This is a genomic window from Virgibacillus sp. Bac330 (genome assembly GCF_003667845.1).
GTDB classification, from domain to species: Bacteria; Bacillota; Bacilli; order Bacillales; family Amphibacillaceae; genus Virgibacillus; species Virgibacillus chiguensis.
In genome coordinates this window covers 19761-39106 of record NZ_CP033048.1, presented here as the reverse complement: position 1 = coordinate 39106, position 19346 = coordinate 19761, and the positions used below count along the sequence as shown (strand labels likewise).

Genomic DNA, 19346 nt, shown 5'->3' with positions numbered 1-19346 from the left:
CTATTCCCTTACCTTTCGTCTAGAGATGGCTACTTTATCTGCAATGATTGGATAGTGCAAGCTTAACCACTGCTTCATGTCCTCTGTTTCTACATACCAATGTATCGGGCTATCAAAAGTTTTATTTACTTGTTCCACACCTTTAACCAATAAATCTGTTTTTCTTTCAGCTTTCAGTTGATTTGGCATAATAACATCCGTTGCCAATGCTTTTATTTTTGGAACATAACGTTGATGTTCGGCCAAAACAATTGGGTCAACAACGATAGAATGATTCGCTTTAACCGTTTCACCATAAACGATCATTTGTACTTGCGTTCCATCTAGATAATCTCTGATGGAGGGGTCAATATCTAGCTGGAAGGACAAATCATAATAATGTAATTGAACGATCCCTATCTTCTTTTGTTGCTTATTCCAATATTGAAGCTCATCTAACAATATCGCATTGTTAATTCTGAAATCAGAAACAATCACCACATCAAAATGACGTTCTCCATTGACAGCTTCTCGATCAGGCCACATTGGTTCAGGGACAGGAAATGGTCGCTTTGTTAAAGGATAAGCGTAGTACAAGGATGAAGCCCGTTTATGATAATATTCTAAGCTATTCACATATTCTCTACGCGCGCCCATAAAGAAACCATTATACCCAAAGGCTGAGCTTCCCGTTAAAGATGTCGCTGTTTGTCTCGGTAAAGATAAAGGGCCGCTGTTAAGATCTACATAGCTTTGCTTCCCAAAAACTTTTATTAATCTTCGCTTAAATTCACCATCTGCAGCAAATCGGACACTATCCCAATAACCAATTTTCTCTAGGACTGGATTTCGACGAAACATAATAGATGACATATTCGGAAAGATATACTTCCCAGGTGTGCCTCTTCGGTAAAGCTGTAAATCTTCTGTTAATCGTGCGTGTTCAGATGTATTAGCAATTATTTGCTTGTTTTCCATTAAATGCGTGACTTGAGTTTCTATTTTTTGTTTGTGAGACCAATCGTCTGAATCATTAATCGTAATAAATTCCCCAGTTGCTTTTTGCAAACCTATGTTTCGGGCAACATATGGACCACTATTTTTAGGTGTGTGCAATAATTGAATGCGAGAATCTTTTTTCATATAAGATTGAACGACTTTCACGGTATCGTCAGGACTGCAGTCATCCACGATAATTAATTCTAAATTTTTCCATGTTTGTGTCAAAATAGACTCTATCGCTATTTGGATACCGTTCTCTGCCTTAAAGGCGGGCAAAATAACGGTAACTTTAGGTCCATTTGAAATAGAATGCTCTTGTTCTGATAAGGTTTTTAAACCATCATAATGAAATTTGCCAAAGCTGTTTTTTTCAATCGTTATAGGATCCAATTGATAGTAGCTCATCGCTTTATTAATCCATACGAGGCGCTGCTCTACAGTAGGCTCTAAGTTGGCAAGCGCTAAATATAGATCTGGGTGTTCATGAGCATCTGCCATATCTGATAATACTGTTTTCGCTTCTACTTGTCTGTTTAACTTATTAAAGCATTCTGCTTGTAAAATGGCTATCTTTCTTTGTTTATCCACATTCTTTTCGGGGGCTACATCTTGAAAATAGGCTAAGGCTTGTTTTGCTCCTTGCTCTGTTTCTTGATTTAAATACCATAATACGAGTTCCCAAGCAGACTGACTTTTTATAATTGGATCATTTGTTGTTTCATGTAAATGTTGCAAATCATGAAGAGCTTTTTCAATAAACCCTAAATTATAAAGATGATATTTAATTTGTTTTAATTCTTTGCGTTTTTGATTCCTCTTCCCATTTAACATCCTCACTAGTTTCTCTTTGAGTGTTGGTGAAAAGAAGTCTCCAATAGCTTTTCTTTGTTTTTCATTTAATGCCTCGTATAAAAACCAGTCCATGGGGGCGGTTACGACTTGTTTCCATTTTATATCCATCTATTCATACACCACCTATAAATTGAAAGTTCACCAAATAGCGAAAAAGCCTTATTTAGGCTTTCTCACGAACTTTTATATTCTTTACAATCCCTTGTGATTCTCTATATTTAGTGACCGCTTCTTTGGCTTCCCCATCAAACTTAATTTGCCCTTTTTCCATCCAAATTGCTCTCGTGCAAATTTGTTCAACAAATCCCATATTATGGGAGACGATGATAACTACTTTAGCAAGTGACATCATATCTTGTATTTTCTCACTTGCACGTTGTTTAAATGCCAAGTCCCCTGTTGATAAAGCTTCATCAATAATAAAGATATCTGGTTTTAAAATTGCGGCAATACTAAACCCTAAGCGAGCTTTCATACCACTGGAATAGTCCTTCACCGATTTATGAATTTTCTCTCCTAAACCAGAAAATTCTACAATCTCATCAAATTTTTCATTCACTCTTTTTTTAGGTATGCCTAATAGCATAGCATTTAAAAAAATATTATCTTTACCACTCAACTGCGCATTAAAGCCGGTACCATAACCTAACAAAGCAGATGTTTCTCCATTTATTTGTAGGCTTCCCGTATCGGGTGATAATATTTTTGTCAATACTTTACAAAGCGTACTTTTACCAGCTCCATTATGACCAATAACACCTAATACTTCTCCTTCTTTCACTTCAAAATTAACATTTTGTAATGCCCAAAAAATACCCGTGTTTAATTTATACGATACACCAATATCATTCGCTTTAATAATTGTATTATCTGTAACGATAGACTGTTTTTTTTCTAATTGAAGGTTGCGATGTTTGCGAGGCGGCCTTGGTGGAACCGTTGCCCGATATTCCTTAATAATTTCTACTGGGTCACCTATTTTGCGAACATTTCCTTTATCTAACCATACTAAACGGTCACAATTTCGTTGAGCATAACGCAAACTATGCGTAACAATTATGACCATTTTTGCATTTTTAACCAACTCTTTCATTTTTACTGCAGCTTTGCGGCTAAATTTAGCATCTCCTGTGTTTAAAGCTTCATCTAGAATGAGAATTTCTGGTTGCAAATGAGAAGCGACACTAAAGCCTAGTCTTGCTTTCATACCACTCGAATAATATTTCATTGGTTGATCAAAAAAATCTCCAATATCTGAAAAGGCATGGATGTCATCAATATAGCGATTAATCATTTCTTTATTAATCCCTAACATCATACCATTTAAATATACATTTTCTCTTCCAGTTAGTTCTTTATTAAAACCCATACCAAAAGAGAACAATGCCGTAACATTGCCGTCTACTTCTAGCTCACCCTTGTCTTCTTGGAGGATGCCTGTAATAATTTTACTTAACGTCGTTTTCCCCGCACCATTTGAACCAATAATCCCTAAGATTTCCCCTTTATGGCCAGTAAAATTAATATCTTTTAATGGCCATACCTTTTGTTTGTGATCTATATCATTTCTATTTAATTTTAAGTAGCGCAATACACGTGATTTATAATCATCACGTTGATTTCCTGCATAAAACGACACACCAATATTTTTTGCTATTATGACATGTTCTTCTTGATGATTGTTATCGACTTTTTGCTCGGAGTTCATCGAATCCCTCTTTTTATAATGCTTTTATAATTTTATGTTCATTCTTACTGTAATAATAAATCATAAACATACATGCAAGTGACGCAAGTAAAAAGATAACCCCTAATCCTGTAAGGTCAGGATTTTGATGATATATCAAAATGTCTCGGTATGATTCAACGATAACAGCAATTGGATTTAGATCAATGATCCAACTAAGTTTCGTCCCTTCAAAACGACCACCCTGCCATATAATTGGGGAAGCGTAAAAGAAAATACGAATAACGTAAGTAATGAGATTATCAATGTCTCTAACAAATACAGTGACAAAGCTTAAAATTAAACCAATAGATAATAAAAACACGGTCTGCACTACAATGATGGCAGGTAAGTAAACAATGTGCCAACCTGGTACTACACCGTATAATGTTAAAAATATAGCTATCACTACTAAACCAAATGCAAAATTGAATAACTGCGTAATGGTAAATGAAAGTGGGAAAATCGATTTCGGCAAGTATACCTGATTAATAATCGAGCTATAGCGCATAATTGATTTAGCAGAACTATTTATTGATGAGCTGATGCATCGCCACGCTACTAAACCTATTACAAGAAATAACGGGTAGTTTGCGACATCATCTCCTCGATTTAAAATAATGACGACTAAAAAGTAATATACTAACACGTTTAACAAAGGATCTAATAACCACCAGAAATAGCCAAGATAACTATTACGATGTTCTGCCTTCAACCCTGATTTAACCAAATAATATAATAAATCTTTTCTTTTTAGTATTTCTTTTATATAAGTTTTCATTAAAAAATAACCTCTTATAAAAAATTTATTTGCAAATTCTATAACAATAAGTTCGTTTTACATTTGCTTTAATTTACGCACAAAAATATCTTTCATGGAAATCACTGCATAATTCACAAAATACCATATACTTTTCCCTAATGGCTGGTTTTCAATATGACGGAATAGGTTCCAATTTTGTCGTGCTGCTTTCAATTTATTACTAGAAATAGAATTTTCGACGACACGATATTTAGCTAAAACTTGAGGAATACCATATGCCAAGAAACCTTTCCTTGTAATAGTTAACCAATAAGCATAGTCCTGTCTCGTGCGAATATTGACCATCTCTAGTCTTCCAACTTTTTCTCGATCAATCATTACAGTCAAGCAGCCAATAACACATCGTTTCATTAATTGGTTATAATCAACTACATTTGGCACACTCATAATATCACTTGTTTCAGACCCATTTTCACGTATCCGCATATATTTGGTGAAAGAAAAAGCAATATTTTTATGTTGCATGAATGCAAGCTGCACCTCCAGTTTTTCTGGAAGCCATAAATCATCACTATCTAAAAAAGCAATATAGCGACCCTCCGCTATTTCCATCGCTTTGTTTCTGGCAACTGCTGAACCGCTATTTGTTTCTAGTACGACAAGTTTAATCCGCCTATCTTTTTGCTGATACTTTTCCACACAAGCGACCGTACCATCTTTAGATTGATCATCCACAATGATCATTTCCCAATTCTTGTATGTTTGTGCCAGTACGGATTTTATGGTCTCACCTATAAACTTTTCGGCATTGTACGCAGGTGTAATAACTGATATAAGCGGTTGTAAGTGATTATTTTCCATTTATTTTACCAGCCTTTTCAATTCTTTTATTGTTTCGTCGTTAAATGACTGTACCAGTTTATTAACTTATCAGCTTGCGATTGCCAATTCAACTCATTTTCCACCGCTTCTTTTCCGTTTTTCCCCATTTCAATGGCTTCTTGCGGATGTTCTCTTAAATAATTTATCGTTTGTCGAATCTCAATATCATTATATGGGTCAACTGTTAAACCGCATTTATAAGTATCAATAAAATCCTTCCATACTGGAAAATCAGAACAAATAATGGGGATGCCAGCTCCCATGTACTCAAAGAACTTCGTTAATTCTTTACGTTTATAATGGTCTGTCGGTGGAAAAAGAGCTAAACCTGCCAACCACGTTTCATTAAAATATCTATCTTCTATTACTTCTTTTTCAATATACTGATCAATTCCTTCAATAACTAATTGTTCCCTTTTATTATCAGATACCTGAAACATTTCTTCAGCTAGATCCTTAGGACATTTACCAACAAAGTGAACACAGATATCGTCAACTATAGTAGGTATTTTAGCATGAAGTAAAGCACCTCGTACATGAGACACATTACCAGTATACAACAGTTTACCTTTTTTAGACGTGTTTAGCTTTCTTTCACTGTATTCTGTTGTAAATCTGTCACTTAATATCGGGTAATTTAATATTTGTATCCCGTTTGGATAAAAATCTTTGTAATATTTTTCAGCTAAACACATTTGCATATGTGTTGTAAAAAACTTTTCCATAAGCTTATACATTTTTGCTATCAACTTTTTTACGGGTGTAGGTAAGTAATCTTTCTGTAGAATACTTGTAACATAGTCCTCATGAATATCGTATATCACAACATTTTTTTTCTTCTTTAATAACCAACCAATAGGTAAAAGCTCTGGATCATGAAAATGATAAATATCAGCTTCTAGTTTTTTAGCCTTCTTCCAAGCTTGAATCGTACCAAAAAACATTCGTTTCCATCTGGAATTATATCTTCGTATCGGTAAGTGTGAAACATTCGTTTTTTTAGGTTGTGTTTCATTTTCAGACTCTGGAGCTAATAAAATAACCTCATGGCCAGCTTTACTTAGCGACACACATTCTTTATGAAAAATACGTGGATCAAAAGGATGATGAACCGTTGTTATATGAACAACGCGTTTGGGTGTGACCATTTAATATCAACTCCTGTCTCTTTCTATGTTAATCCTTTTTATTGTGCTTTCAAAAACATACTCATATTGTTTAATAATATCATCAACATGAAATTCATTGACTCGTTTTTTTCCTTGTTCGACTATGTTACGCGTTTGCTCTTCTGATTGTATAAGTATATTATAGATATTTTCAGCAAGACCCTCGCTATCTTCTACTTCACTTAACACGCCGTACATTCCGTTTTGTAAAACCTCAACAGCACCTGGTTTTGCCTTCGTGGACACTACTGGGAGTCCCGTTGCTAAAGCTTCAGCCAGTACATGACCAAACCCTTCTCTCCTAGAAGATAAAACAAACACATCGGCATGCTTGAAATATACATACGGATTGTTTTGAAAACCGAGGAAAAAGACACTCTTTTCTACGTTTAACTTATGAGCTAACTGCTTCAAATCTAATTCTAATTTACCTTCTCCTAAAATAACCAAGATAGTATTCAAGCGTTTCCTTACTTTTGCAAAAGCATAAAGTAATGTCTTATGATCTTTATCTTCTACCAGTCTTCCTGCTGTTATAATGACCGGATTTTCTCTTTGAAACAATCCAATATGTTGTTTAGCTATCTGCCCTTTTTCTACACTTTGTTGTATTCTATCGATATCAACTGGATTATAAATGACAGTAATTTTATCAGCGGCTACCTTATAGCGATTTACAATATTTTCCTTTACCCCTTCAGATAAGGCAATGACATGAGAAGCGAACTTATACAGTATTCCATATAATCGAAGCTTAAGGTCTGTTTTTTTCGTTCCCCCTAAATAAGCAGCTTCTCGGACAATGTTTTTCGCTTTCGTTAATGATAATAATCTCGCAAGGATAGCAATCGTATTATAATTAGGGATGGTACTAAAAACAATATCTGCACGCTCTTTTCTAATGACCTTTGCCAATGGTATAATGGCTGATCTTAATCGCTTCTTTGACAATTTTACAAATAAAACGTCAGGCTGCAAATGAGCCTCATAATCACCATTATAATTTAAAGTAACAAGTACAGGCGAGTACTTGTTTCTATCTATATTATTAACAATATTTAACATCGTTCTAGCAGCGCCACCAGAGCCGAGTTCATAAATAAAAAAGATAATTTTTATTCGAGTCAAGGTATTAACCTTCCTTTTATAGTATAATACAAATAAAGCAAGAGCTATAAGTTTTCATGAGAAAAAAGCGACCACCTGTAAATCATACTAACAGGATGCTCGTTTAAATGTAGCAGCTTACGAGCACAGTGTTGCCCTCCACCTCTTATATAAGGCAGCTTGCTTTTCTATTTTACATATTTAATAACATTTTAGAAATTATACCATAGCATAACAAATAAATAAATTGTCGAAATCCTTAGCAAAATAATGAAGAGAGTTACAGTATCATCACACTGCAACTCTCTTCTAAAATTGCGAATTAAGTTTATTTTAGAAGAAGGAAGTCACTGCCTTATTAACACTTACCTTTCTGTCTCTATATTTGATAGTTTTTCCTCCATATATTTTCTCACATCATCATACAAATCTTCACGATGTAAAGCAAAATCGATCGTTGCTTTTACGAATCCAATTGTTCCGCCTATGTCATATCTTTTACCTTTAAATTGATAGGATACGATGTTTTCAATTTGATTTAATTTTTCGATAGCATCTGTCAATTGGATCTCTCCGTCTTTTCCAGGTTTCAATTCTTTTAAGATAGGGAAAATTTTTGGCGATAATATATATCTTCCCATAATCGCTAAGTTGGAAGGTGCATTTTCTAAGGTTGGCTTCTCAACTAAAGATTCTACCACACGAATAGAAGAATGAGCATCTTCTTCGATCAATGGTTTAATAATGCCGTATTTAGAAACTTCTTGATCAGGTACCTCTTGAACACCTACTACAGATGTTTCATTTCTTTCATATACATTCATTAATTGTTTTAAGCAAGGCTCCTCGGCTTCAACAATATCATCACCCAGCAATACAGCAAAGGGATCTTCCCCAATAAAGCTATGAGCACATAAAATAGCGTGCCCTAACCCTCTTGGTTCTTTTTGGCGAATGTAGTGAATATTTGCTAGATTAGAAATGGAACGAACCATCTTTAGCAAGTCCGTTTTTCCACTTGCTGCTAATTTCTCTTCAAGTTCATAAGAAATATCAAAATGGTCTTCAATCGCTCGTTTACCTCTTCCTGAAATAATAATAATATCTTCAATGCCAGAATCCACAGCTTCCTCTACAATATATTGAATAGTGGGTTTATCTACAATTGGTAGCATTTCCTTTGGTTGGGCTTTCGTAGCTGGCAGAAAACGTGTGCCTAAACCCGCAGCAGGAATAATTGCTTTTTTTACTCTCATTACCAAATCTCCTTAGTATACTCTATATCATGAATAGATTCTTTTCATGCAACAATTTCTATACAAAAAGTTAAACCAAGTTTATCATATGGGGTAATTATATCCCACTATTAAACATTAAAATACATGTAATTGTTATACAAAACATGTATAATAATCTTGATAGATATAAAAGCTTTTACTAATGAATGACAAAGTTCGTTTAATTATACTCTTGCAAAGAAAGAAGGCATGAAACCATGAGTTTATACGAAAAAATTCTAAACAAAGAAGAAAAGATTTCTGTCATTGGTTTAGGTTATGTCGGCCTACCGTTAGCTATTGAATTTGCAAAGAAATTTGATGTTGTCGGTTTTGATTTAAATGAAAAAAAGCTGGATAAATATTTATCTGGTGTAGATGTTACAAATGAAGTAGGAGATGACATGGTGAAACGTACAACCATGTCATTTACAAGTAAGGAAGAGGATATTGCACCATGTAAATTTCATGTGGTAGCAGTTCCTACACCAATTAATACAGATAAGACCCCGGATCTTAATCCAGTTATTGGTGCTAGTAGAACTGTAGGTAAACAATTAACGAAAGGTTCTATCGTCGTTTATGAATCTACTGTATACCCTGGGACAACAGAAGAAATTTGCATTCCCATTCTTGAAGAAGAATCGGGATTAAAGTTTGGAACAGATTTTAAAGTTGGGTACTCTCCAGAGCGTATTAATCCTGGTGACAAAGTGAACACTTTAACAAAAATCACAAAAATTGTATCTGGTTGTGATGGTGATTCTTTAAAGGAAATTGCAGCTGTATATGGTTCTATTATTGAAGCAGGCATTCATGAGGCAGAGTCCATTAAAGTTGCTGAAGCTGCAAAAGTAATTGAAAACTCACAACGAGATATTAATATCGCTTTTATGAATGAACTTGCTATGGTATTTGATAAGATGGATATTAACACGAATGCTGTATTAAAAGCAGCAGGAACAAAATGGAACTTTTTGAAATTTACGCCAGGGTTAGTTGGTGGCCATTGTATCGGGGTAGACCCTTACTACTTTACATACAAAGCTGAACAGCTAGGCTACCATTCACAAATCATACTATCTGGTCGAAAAATTAATGATGACATGGGCAAATTTATTGCTAACAACATCATTAAAAAGATGATTAGAGCCAAACAAGAAGTCAATCATGCAAAAATTGCAATCTTGGGTATTTCATTTAAAGAAAATGTTGCTGACGTGCGTAATACCAAAGTCATTGATATTATTAACGAATTAAAAGAGTATGGTATTGACGTCCTCGTTCATGATCCAGTAGCTGAATCAACAGACGTTTACGATGAATTTGGCATTACGCTGGTTGACAAAGAAGAACTAAACAACTTAGATTGCGTAGTTTTAGCTGTACCACATGAAACGTTTAAAGAAAACTATACGTTAGATGTGCTTGATAAAATGTTTAAGACAGACAAAAAAGTGCTTGTTGATATTAAGAGCATTTTTGAACAAAGAGAATGTGAAAAACAAGGCTTCAGTTATTGGAGTCTGTAAAACAAAAAATAAGAAAGACCTTCATGGTACCGCCCCCCCGAAAGTTAGAGTGAAAAATCTATCTTTCGGGGGTGTTTTTATGGTTAGATATAGTGAATAATTTAAAATAAAGCTTGTTACGGAGTATTTGTATGGAGATATTGGATATAAATTATTGACGAAAAAATACATATGCCTTCTCAAACACCATTAAAAGATTGGGTAAGAACGTATAAATCTCAAGGGGTAGAGGGATTAAAGCGAAGAAAAAGGAAGGAAACGTACTCTGTTCAATTTAAATTTAGATACGATACAATTTATGTTAGACACAGGTGCTTCTTATCAAGAAACTGCAAATAAATTTAAATTGAACAATCCTTCATTAATTCACCGATGGATGAAAACCTTTAATGAAGGAGGGGTAGAAGGCCTGAAATCAAAGTCAAAGGGGCGACCTTCTATGTCTAAAAAACCAAACAAACAGAAAAAAGAAGAGAAAAAACGGACGGGTGAAGAAGAATTGGAAAGAGAGAATGAGTTACTAAGACTAGAAAACGCGTATTTAAAAAAGTTGAGAGCTTTTCGGGAAAATCCGACTGCCTTCCACGAAAAGCACAAGCAAAGGTGGCATTCGAACTCAAAGAAGAAGGATTCCGATTAAAAGATGTTCTACTTGTCGTGCGTATCCCAGAAGCAACTTACCACTACCAGGTGAAAAAATTTGACAGCGAAGATCCGGACGCAGAATTAGAAAAAATCATTACTGACCTATTTAAAAAGTTTCATAAACGCAATGGTTATAAACGTATCACAGAAGAATTAAAGAAATTAGAACATCCTATCAAACAATAAATGTATTATTAGGAAAAATTAAGAAAATGCAAAGAGTTAAAAAGACGGATTGAAGATATATATACTGGTACAACCATGAACGTTCAAAACGAAAATTGGCTGGATTAAGTCCAATAGAATACCGAACTCAATCCAGCAATCAGCTGCATAATAAAAACTCTAACTTTTAGGAGTAACCACCTAATTGAAATTTAGAATAGTATTTTATGTCTTTTATATATTAATTTTGTCGCTCTAGAATATATTACCATTTATGGTATTTTTAAATTTTTCCCTTCACCTAAATGTCTTATTTTATATATGGCGATTCTCCGCCTCAATCTCTTTCGATCCTAATATTAAGTAATTTAACTCCTCTTTTGGAATCTTATTAAACTCTCCACGTTTCACCAAATAAAAGCCAATACCTAGCACAATCCACACGACCAAGGCAATTTGAGATTCTATACCGAGAAAAGCCGGTGATCCAGGTATTAATAATAATGCTAAAAAGATTAAGCTAGCTAGCATCCCAACACCTGAAATGGTTTTCTTAAATGGAGAAACGATATGTTTCTTCGGATTGAATGCGACTGTTTTCTTTGTTTTAAATAATGTAAACGCCGTGTAACAAGTATAAAAATAAGCAATGGTTACACCTATAGAAGACATGTCGACGACCCATAATAGTGCTTCTCTTCCAAACCATGGAGCAAATGCAGAAACGACGACAGTAAAGATGATCCCAATGTAGGGGGTTTTATATTTCGGATGCAGTTTTGAAAAGCTGGCAGGTATTATTTTCGCTCGTGACATTGCAAATAGTAGACGGCTTGAAGAAATAATAAACCCGTTCAACCCCGTAAATACTCCCATCGTTAATGCCGTTACTAAGAGCACTAAGCCAATGGTGCCAAGCAATTCTTGAATGGCTGCTCCTGTTCCCCATACATGATCCTCTGCGACTAAGCCTTCCCATGGCTGTGTCATAGCAGTGGCTAAAATCATTAAACTGTACAAGACAGCTGCAAAAAAGATCGCCATAATAATTAAGGAAAATGCTTTTTTAGATGAGAAATGAAATTCTTCGGCTGCTTGTGGTACATTGTCAAAGCCAACATACGCCCAAGGAGCAATGGCTACGATAGATATAATAGCAGCCCAAGCAGTTGTGTCAGAAGGAAAGTAAGGTTGTACACTGGAAAGACCTGTTCCCGGCTGTGCCCCAACCATCCATGTAATCATTAAGATACTAGCAATCATCACACTGCAAAATAAAAATTGCATGCGACCAGAAATGCCTGTCCCTCGAATATTAAAATAACCAAATGTCCCTAAAGCAACGGAAGCAATAATAATTTCCATTCCATAAACGTCCCAACCAGCTATTTGATAAAGTGGAAAGTTTTCAATCAATGTGGGAAACACAAATTTAAACATTAAAGCAAAGGCAGATGCATTTAACGCTACAATGCAAATATATCCTAACGTTAAAAACCATCCACTAATAAATGCATGTGTCCGACCTAAACTTATAAAAGCATAGGCAAATTCCCCGCCTGTTACCGGGAAGCTTTTAATTAAGAAACCATAACTTACTGCAATGAGCATCATTAATATTGCTCCAATACTCAAACCGATAATGACCCCTAGTGGACCTGCTGTTGCCATCCATGTGGTCGGTTGAACGAATGCACCCCAACCAATTGATGAACCTAAAGCGATCGCCCATACCCAGTGAGCCTTTAAAGATTTCTTCAGCGTCGTTCTTTCTTCCATAAAATTGGAATCTCCTTTAGTTTTAAATAACTACGATTTTGTTTACTTGTAAAATCCTATCATGTTTTGTAGTAAACGAACAAATGGACTATAAGCCTAAAATTGCTGTTTAGAAGCTTTTTCTGCCTCTCTCATGTAGAATACATCTTGAACGTTAAGTTTTAATATATATTCTTCCTTATTCCTGTTTTATGTAGAAACTAAACTTCAAGGAAGTGTTTCACAGCATAAATGGATAAGCTTATGACAAATGAATAAACATAAAAACCATCATAGATCATTAGAAGTGAACCATGATGATTTCCATTGTATAAAATTTTTTTCTTTTCTATAGTACAAAAAACAGAATGCCAACGTGAGAAACTATTTATTATATAATTGCTGTTTAGAAGCTTTTTCTGCCTCTCTCATGTAGAATACATCTTGAACGTTAAGTTTTAATATATATTCTTCCTTATTCCTGTTTTATGTAGAAACTAAACTTCAAGGAAGTGTTTCACAGCATAAATGGATAAGCTTATGACAAATGAATAAACATAAAAACCATCATAGATCATTAGAAGTGAACCATGATGATTTCCATTGTATAAAATTTTTTTCTTTTCTATAGTACAAAAAACAGAATGCCAACGTGAGAAACTATTTATTATATTTTTGCTTCATTTCTTTTAAATGCTCTTCAGATTTTCCTTTAGGAATGCTTAAACTTTTCCATTCATTTCCCTTTCGCTGCTTGCCAATTAACATAATTTGTCCAACGTGGGAAGCATAATGAGCAAGCTGTCTTTCAATCGCATCTAAAACTAAAAGGGGCTGTTCGCGAATCCTTACATTTTTTTGCAAATCCGCAGCCGTTAACTGTTCTAATGCTGCAAATAAGACAGACCAGCCCTCATTCCACAAAGTAAGCATATGCTGTTTTGAATCGACAGTGTTAATAAATTCCTGATCTCGATGTCGATTACTTTTCTCTCCGTCAGTTGTTAGAAAATCCGTCCATCTTGACAGCATATTGCCTCGTAAATGTTTTACAATGACAGCAATACTATTGGAATCCTCATTCAATGTCCAATGTATATCTGATTCATTTAACTGTTGAAAAGCGCCCTCCCCTTGCTCCTTGATTTGTACAAACCTTTGTTTAATAATACGTATATATTCATCCCCTAAAGTCATCGTTTCAACCTCCATGTTAATTTCTTCTATTTTAAATGAAAGGGGGATTCTTGCCAAACACTTATAGTGAAAACATTGCCGTTTTGTTGAAAAAGCTCGCCTGTAAGAGCTTTTCCTATTAGAAATGGACTCCTATAATATAAAGCGAACCTGCAATAAGTAATCGCTTTCTTTCACCCCTATTAATTGTTTAGTAGCCCAAGGGTATAGATCTAAAGACCTCTTACGAAAAAGGAGTACGTGCTCTTATCTCCAACTTAGACTTGGTCTGCTCATATCTTCCAATTCATGAAGTGAGAGTCTTACTGCACCTAAAAATATTCACATATAGTGCAAAGAAAGACCCGACACTAATCTAGCGCCGAGCCTTGCTGACATTTAACTCATTTACTTAACCAAAAATCGACCATAATTTACCGAACATGATCCATAATTGGGAAAATAGATAGGAAAAGAAGTTGTCCTCTATGCCTCCGTCTTTATCATCATCTTTATCCTCTTCGTCTTCTTTGCTCTCTTTTTGTTTTGTTACTTCGTACGTTTTAACGGTTTCATTTCCGGCTACATCGACGACTTTAAACTCAAATTCGTTTTTCCCATCCTCTAAGTCTAGTTCTACTTCAACAAGCTCATCGAAACGGTTATCACCATAAGGTTGGGAAAGCTCATGTGTATAGACATGGTCGCCATCAACAAATACATTAATATCGTCAAAGTTGTCGCGAACTCTTGCTTTTACAGTAATCGTATCTTGCTTTGTTTTCTTTTTTCCTTTTACATTTAATTTAGCTTCCTTCGTATCGACAAAATAGCGTCGGCCTATTTCTGTTTCGTTGCCAAGCGTGTCCACTGCTTTCACCCGTTTAAAATAATACCCGTCCTTTTTATGTTTCACAGGTAAGGAAAATTCATAACGGTCTTTTTCTTCATTAAAATCAAGCTTTGCTTTTTTTCCATCGACTGTTACTTCCTTTACATCCGTTTCATCTGTTACATAACCAGAGAAAACAACTTCTCGCTTAGCATGAGCCCTTAGATTTTCTGGAGCATGCAAACGTAAGTCCGGTGCGGTTTTATCAGGCTCTTGCATTTCTGCTTCTACTTCCGTTTCATTTCCTGCATAGTCTGTCACTTTTACTGTTATGTTTGCATCTTCATCAATTTCTGATAAAGGATGTTCCTTTTCTCCATTCACATACGGTTCTTCTAACACAGGTTCATCATTTACGAAAATCTCCCAAGAAGCGACGCCACTCCCTTTTTTAGCATCTTTTGCTGTTACAGTAAGCATTTCATTATCAAAATTATACGTTGCTTCTACTTCTGGAGCAGTTGTATCTAAAATTACTGGAAACTTTAGTTTCTGCCATTCAGCACCTTCATAATCAACCTTTGCTTCTGCTTGTAAATAGTATTTTCCTTCTGGGGCCATCTTCCCCTTCACTTTTCCATCCCAAGCTCGATCTGACGAAATAGAATAATAGTCTCCTTTTCCAGAATCATAATAGTTTTTCCTAATATGAGTCTCTAAACGAATGGTACGAACTTTCTTTCCTTGTTCATCCAGTACAGTAAACTTGGCATCCTTTGCATTTCTTAAAAATGACAATATCGGAAGCGCATCATCTTTTACACCATCATCATTTGGAGAAAAGGCGATCTTCTCAGGGTTAATGTCACCTGTATTTAAATCTTCTCCTAAAAAATTATATTGCATATCACCATTTTTATCTTCGCCAGTTGAAGTTACAACCCCTGTCATACCATAAAATGAATCTTCTTCCCATACTGGCGCATCAAAAATCGAAGCTGCATCCCAATCACCTTTAAAACCGACATATGGAACCGTTAGTTCTGGATATGTGTCTGTCGGATCGGTTAATGTAACAAATCCTTCTAACCAGTAACCATTTGTAAATACTTTTGCTAACTCGTTGTTGACAGAACTTACATCAACGGTTACCGTAAAAGTTGTCTTTCCGTTTGCAGGTACTTCAATCGTAGCTTGTTTTTTCCCATTAATGGTCACAGCGTCTCCTAAATCATTAGACGGTAATAGATTTGGAGCTGTAACGAGATCATCCCCACTGTTTGCAGACGTATCTGTTTGCGCATTTGCATTCACTTCATAGGATACAGCTGTATCTTGGAAATTTTCAGCTGTTAGTTCAAAAGACACGCGATCTTCTGTTATTTGTTTTAAAGCGACCTTGGCTTCTTTCGTGTTAGATTCTGTCACGACTATAGGGGTAGTAAGTGCCGCGTGAAGTTGCATCATACCAGAACCTTGTCGGCGGGGAGATACTGGTTCTTCTTCAAACTGTACTTGCTTTGCCGTGTTCATCATCATATTTTTGGCTAATGCAATCCGATCAGCCTTCTCATATTCAAATTCCTCATCCACACGCTGTAAAACAAGAGCCCCTCCTCCTGCTACATGTGGTGCAGCCATCGATGTTCCGCTCATTAAACCATATTTATTATCATTTAATGTAGAATAAATTTGTCCACCTGGGGCTGTAATTTCTGGTTTAAAGTCTAGATTTGGAGTAAGTCCCCAAGAAGTAAATGCGCTCATTTTTCCAGCATCTGGGTTGTCTATCGTTGCACTATCGCCTGTAAAAGCAATATTTACTTGCTTTTCTTCTGCAATAGCCTGTGCGAGCTTATCTCCATCACTCTTTAACATAAATAACTGTGGGATGGTAATTTCAGCTTCAGTTGCCATATTAACAATACCATCTGTGTTATTATAAATAATTGCGCCAGCAGCTCCCGCATTTTGCGCGTTAATTACTTTATCTGTAAACGCCAATTCTCCACGTTGCATCAGGGCAAATTTCCCTTCTACATCTTTGCCTTCAAAATCTTCTGGCTGTCCAAGCCCAGCATGAAAGAGAGAATAAGAAGTACCATCTGGCTTAGGCTCCGTGTTACCTGCCGACAGAAAGGCTGCTGTACCTTGTTGATCATCTATCGTATACGCTAACTGATCTACTTGCATAAACGTATTTTCAAACGAAGCAACCTGAAGCGAATCATCAGAAACACCAGGCGAGCCTGCTACACCGTAATCTGGGTTATTTACATCTGGATAAGCAAACCCATCTCCAAATAAAGCAGAATTTCCTGCAGAAATAGACATAAGAACGCCATTTTCTACGGCACGAGAAACAGCCTGTTGTTCAGGAGAATCATTATTTACATAGCCTGCGGGTGATCCTAAACTCAAATTTAATGCATCTACGCCAAGCTTAATCGCATCATCAATCGCTTTTACATAAATATCACCAAAAGTAGATCGCATTTCAGGGTCATTTCCAAACACTTTTAGTGCAAGTAGCTGCGCTTCTGGTGCCACCCCGATGACACCACTATTTTTTTCATCCCCATTAGCTCCAACCGTACCTGCTACATGCATGCCGTGATAACTTGCATTTGCATGTATTTCTCTTATTTCATCATTTTTATCCATATAATTATAGCCATATGGAACTTTTTCGTTATAAAATTTACCTGGAAGCGATTCGTCATTTACGACTTGTTCGACTTCTTCTTCAGATAAATCCGCCGTTTGCTCGTTAGATATAGCCATATCCTGGTGAGTTGGATCAATACCAGTATCAATAATACCGATAACCATGCCCTCACCTTTAAAATCATATTCCCTCCAAGCCTGCTGTGCTTCTACTAGTTCTTTACTATACTTCATATCTGGCTTAGCAATTGGGCGCTCATATTCGTTTACCGTATGCACCTTTTTAACATTTTTAATCTCTTTTATTTTATCGAGATCGCCTTGTTTTACTTCAGCACTAAAGCCATTTACAACTGTTGTAAATTCTTCATGATACGTTACATCGACTTTTTTCTGTTTCATTTCTTCTTTTACCGACTTTTGCTTTTTCTTGGCATCGTTTTCCAGTTTTTCTTTTTCATTTTTCGGCATTTGATTAAACATAATACCTTTTTTCGTTGCCTTTTCAATCGCCGGTTCATCCTCTACCTCTACAATAACACGCGTTTTCTCATCTGGATTTTCTGTTTGTTTTAATGGTTCAGACGAAACATCAGGCTTGTTCTTCATTTCTGGCAATTGCTCGACGGCGTGGATAGTTGAAAAACTACTAAAAGTGAGTAAAAATATTAATAAAATCATAAAAGAACGTTTCATTGCTGGTGTAAACCTCATTCATTTTCCCCCTTATAAAGTGGTAGATATTTTGATATGCAATCCATTACTAGAAAAGACACCAATGGATAAAATCCTTAGAAAAACTTGGCTTCTCGCCAAGTCCTTATGGCGAAAGGCATAGTTTTTCTTATACTATAAACCTTTAAACTTTTATACTTTCCTATAGTGTTAGAAAAACTTGTTTCATACTACATTTTCATGACATAAACTGCCGTTTTTTGTTCAAAAAACATGTCTGTAGTTGCTTTTTTTAATAGAGTAGCTATCTCAAGCTATTCATGGTAGTTTTTCTGGAACGACACATTTTATTTCATATTTAAAAACAAGCAATACCCCCCTTTCTATTAATCTAAATTTTCCGATATATTAAAGCATAATAAAGTTACTAGATTGAAGGAAGTGTAAATAGTCCTGCATGTTAATAGGGCAGTTGGGAAATTTCGACAAATATATACATATTTTTATCAAACTTTTGAACTATGCAAAATATTAAAAATCAAAATGACTAGCTTTATTTTATAGCATTTCAGGTACTGAAAACGTATTTTGCGGTTTGAGAATATGGACCGATGATTGACTTAATCTTTTCAAGGTTTACTCCATTGGGGCGAGAGTACAGATTTAGAGGCGACTACTTAATTCGGGATTTTGGGTGTTTATCTTCATCTATTCAGTGGGTGAGCGTCCCATTTGGATGCTGTCCTTCATCCTGTGCGGAGCAAAAGGGAAGGGGCAACATTTGATCGATTGAATCCACGAGATGATCGCTTAGATGCTCAGGCTGTTCCATGCACGGAACTACCGACGTTATGTGCATCTTGCTCCGCCTTGCTTATGAAAAAAGCTTGTCCTAATTATAATTCTATGGCGAAAGCTATCTTTTTGCTTATATTATAAAACAAAAAAATTATACATAACTATATTGTAGAAGTAGGACTTTTTTAGTAGTTTTCGTCAAATTCTGCATAATTTCGTTTTATATGGTATGTTTTGATTGTTAGAAATTCCATATATAGTATGAAATGGATGTATAGTAGAATGTTTACAATCTGACATCCTTGTTAAATTGTGAACTTCAGCGAAAAAGTTGTGAACTT

The 19346-nt window shown here is 35.5% G+C and carries 14 protein-coding genes and 1 pseudogene; 5 read left to right on the top strand and 10 right to left on the bottom strand.

Annotated features, from left to right (window positions below):
- The 7 genes from D9780_RS00150 to galU form a co-directional block, all read right to left on the bottom strand.
- Nucleotides 1-1941 (bottom strand): glycosyltransferase family 2 protein, encoded by a 1941-nt coding sequence (locus tag D9780_RS00150; RefSeq protein ID WP_121638830.1) that lies wholly within the window; start codon nucleotides 1939-1941, stop codon nucleotides 1-3.
- 55 nt (nucleotides 1942-1996) lie between these two features.
- Nucleotides 1997-3541 (bottom strand): ABC transporter ATP-binding protein, encoded by a 1545-nt coding sequence (locus tag D9780_RS00145; RefSeq protein ID WP_121638829.1) that lies wholly within the window; start codon nucleotides 3539-3541, stop codon nucleotides 1997-1999.
- 13 nt (nucleotides 3542-3554) lie between these two features.
- Complete coding sequence (locus D9780_RS00140) at nucleotides 3555-4340, bottom strand: ABC transporter permease (protein WP_121638828.1); 786 nt, start codon at nucleotides 4338-4340, stop codon at nucleotides 3555-3557.
- Nucleotides 4341-4397: 57 nt separating this feature from the next.
- Nucleotides 4398-5183 carry a glycosyltransferase family 2 protein gene (locus tag D9780_RS00135; RefSeq protein ID WP_121638827.1) on the bottom strand — a complete coding sequence of 262 codons (786 nt, stop codon included), beginning with the start codon at nucleotides 5181-5183 and terminating at the stop codon, nucleotides 4398-4400.
- Nucleotides 5184-5209: 26 nt separating this feature from the next.
- A complete protein-coding gene (locus D9780_RS00130) occupies nucleotides 5210-6352 on the bottom strand; it encodes a glycosyltransferase family protein (protein ID WP_121638826.1) in 1143 nt (380 codons plus the stop codon).
- Nucleotides 6353-6358: 6 nt separating this feature from the next.
- Nucleotides 6359-7501 (bottom strand): glycosyltransferase, encoded by a 1143-nt coding sequence (locus D9780_RS00125; RefSeq protein WP_121638825.1) that lies wholly within the window; start codon nucleotides 7499-7501, stop codon nucleotides 6359-6361.
- A 344-nt stretch (nucleotides 7502-7845) separates the two neighbouring features.
- Nucleotides 7846-8736, bottom strand: a complete 891-nt coding sequence (galU, locus tag D9780_RS00120; protein WP_121638824.1) for a UTP--glucose-1-phosphate uridylyltransferase GalU — start codon at nucleotides 8734-8736, stop codon at nucleotides 7846-7848.
- Nucleotides 8737-8975: 239 nt separating this feature from the next.
- Between galU and D9780_RS00115 the strand changes: the two genes are divergently transcribed.
- The 5 genes and pseudogenes from D9780_RS00115 to D9780_RS21550 all read left to right on the top strand — a co-directional run bounded on the left by D9780_RS00115 (nucleotide 8976) and on the right by D9780_RS21550 (nucleotide 11290).
- Entirely contained in the window at nucleotides 8976-10289 is a 1314-nt protein-coding gene (locus D9780_RS00115; RefSeq protein WP_121638823.1) for a nucleotide sugar dehydrogenase, read from the top strand.
- A 298-nt stretch (nucleotides 10290-10587) separates the two neighbouring features.
- Nucleotides 10588-10665 (top strand): annotated as a pseudogene (locus tag D9780_RS21555) (hypothetical protein); the annotation flags it as partial.
- A 63-nt stretch (nucleotides 10666-10728) separates the two neighbouring features.
- Entirely contained in the window at nucleotides 10729-10929 is a 201-nt protein-coding gene (locus D9780_RS21315; protein WP_240458749.1) for a transposase, read from the top strand.
- On the top strand, nucleotides 10893-11120 hold the full coding sequence (locus D9780_RS20890) for a transposase (protein ID WP_162985741.1): 228 nt from the start codon (nucleotides 10893-10895) through the stop codon (nucleotides 11118-11120). Before D9780_RS21315 ends, D9780_RS20890 begins: the two co-directional genes overlap by 37 nt.
- Before the next feature lie 59 nt (nucleotides 11121-11179).
- Complete coding sequence (locus D9780_RS21550; protein ID WP_121641389.1) at nucleotides 11180-11290, top strand: IS3 family transposase; 111 nt, start codon at nucleotides 11180-11182, stop codon at nucleotides 11288-11290.
- Between the two features lie 124 nt (nucleotides 11291-11414).
- On the opposite strand, the gene D9780_RS00100 is transcribed toward D9780_RS21550, so the two are convergent.
- The 3 genes from D9780_RS00100 to D9780_RS00090 all read right to left on the bottom strand — a co-directional run bounded on the left by D9780_RS00100 (nucleotide 11415) and on the right by D9780_RS00090 (nucleotide 18246).
- Entirely contained in the window at nucleotides 11415-12878 is a 1464-nt protein-coding gene (locus tag D9780_RS00100; RefSeq protein WP_121638821.1) for an APC family permease, read from the bottom strand.
- Nucleotides 12879-13517: 639 nt separating this feature from the next.
- Complete coding sequence (locus D9780_RS00095; protein WP_121638820.1) at nucleotides 13518-14054, bottom strand: DUF1572 family protein; 537 nt, start codon at nucleotides 14052-14054, stop codon at nucleotides 13518-13520.
- A gap of 391 nt (nucleotides 14055-14445) precedes the next feature.
- Nucleotides 14446-18246, bottom strand: a complete 3801-nt coding sequence (locus tag D9780_RS00090) for a S8 family serine peptidase (protein WP_121638819.1) — start codon at nucleotides 18244-18246, stop codon at nucleotides 14446-14448.
- Between the last annotated feature and the right edge of the window lie 1100 nt (nucleotides 18247-19346).

Bases quoted from the DNA above. Each gene is read 5' to 3' on its own strand.
- D9780_RS00150 (WP_121638830.1), bottom strand. From the start codon at position 1,941: ATGGATATAAAATGGAAACAAGTCGTAACCGCCCCCATGGACTGGTTT.
- D9780_RS00145 (WP_121638829.1), bottom strand. From the start codon at position 3,541: ATGAACTCCGAGCAAAAAGTCGATAACAATCATCAAGAAGAACATGTC.
- D9780_RS00140 (WP_121638828.1), bottom strand. From the start codon at position 4,340: ATGAAAACTTATATAAAAGAAATACTAAAAAGAAAAGATTTATTATAT.
- D9780_RS00135 (WP_121638827.1), bottom strand. From the start codon at position 5,183: ATGGAAAATAATCACTTACAACCGCTTATATCAGTTATTACACCTGCG.
- D9780_RS00130 (WP_121638826.1), bottom strand. From the start codon at position 6,352: ATGGTCACACCCAAACGCGTTGTTCATATAACAACGGTTCATCATCCT.
- galU (WP_121638824.1), bottom strand. From the start codon at position 8,736: ATGAGAGTAAAAAAAGCAATTATTCCTGCTGCGGGTTTAGGCACACGT.
- D9780_RS00115 (WP_121638823.1), top strand. From the start codon at position 8,976: ATGAGTTTATACGAAAAAATTCTAAACAAAGAAGAAAAGATTTCTGTC.
- D9780_RS21315 (WP_240458749.1), top strand. From the start codon at position 10,729: ATGTCTAAAAAACCAAACAAACAGAAAAAAGAAGAGAAAAAACGGACG.
- D9780_RS00100 (WP_121638821.1), bottom strand. From the start codon at position 12,878: ATGGAAGAAAGAACGACGCTGAAGAAATCTTTAAAGGCTCACTGGGTA.
- D9780_RS00095 (WP_121638820.1), bottom strand. From the start codon at position 14,054: ATGACTTTAGGGGATGAATATATACGTATTATTAAACAAAGGTTTGTA.
- D9780_RS00090 (WP_121638819.1), bottom strand. From the start codon at position 18,246: ATGAGGTTTACACCAGCAATGAAACGTTCTTTTATGATTTTATTAATA.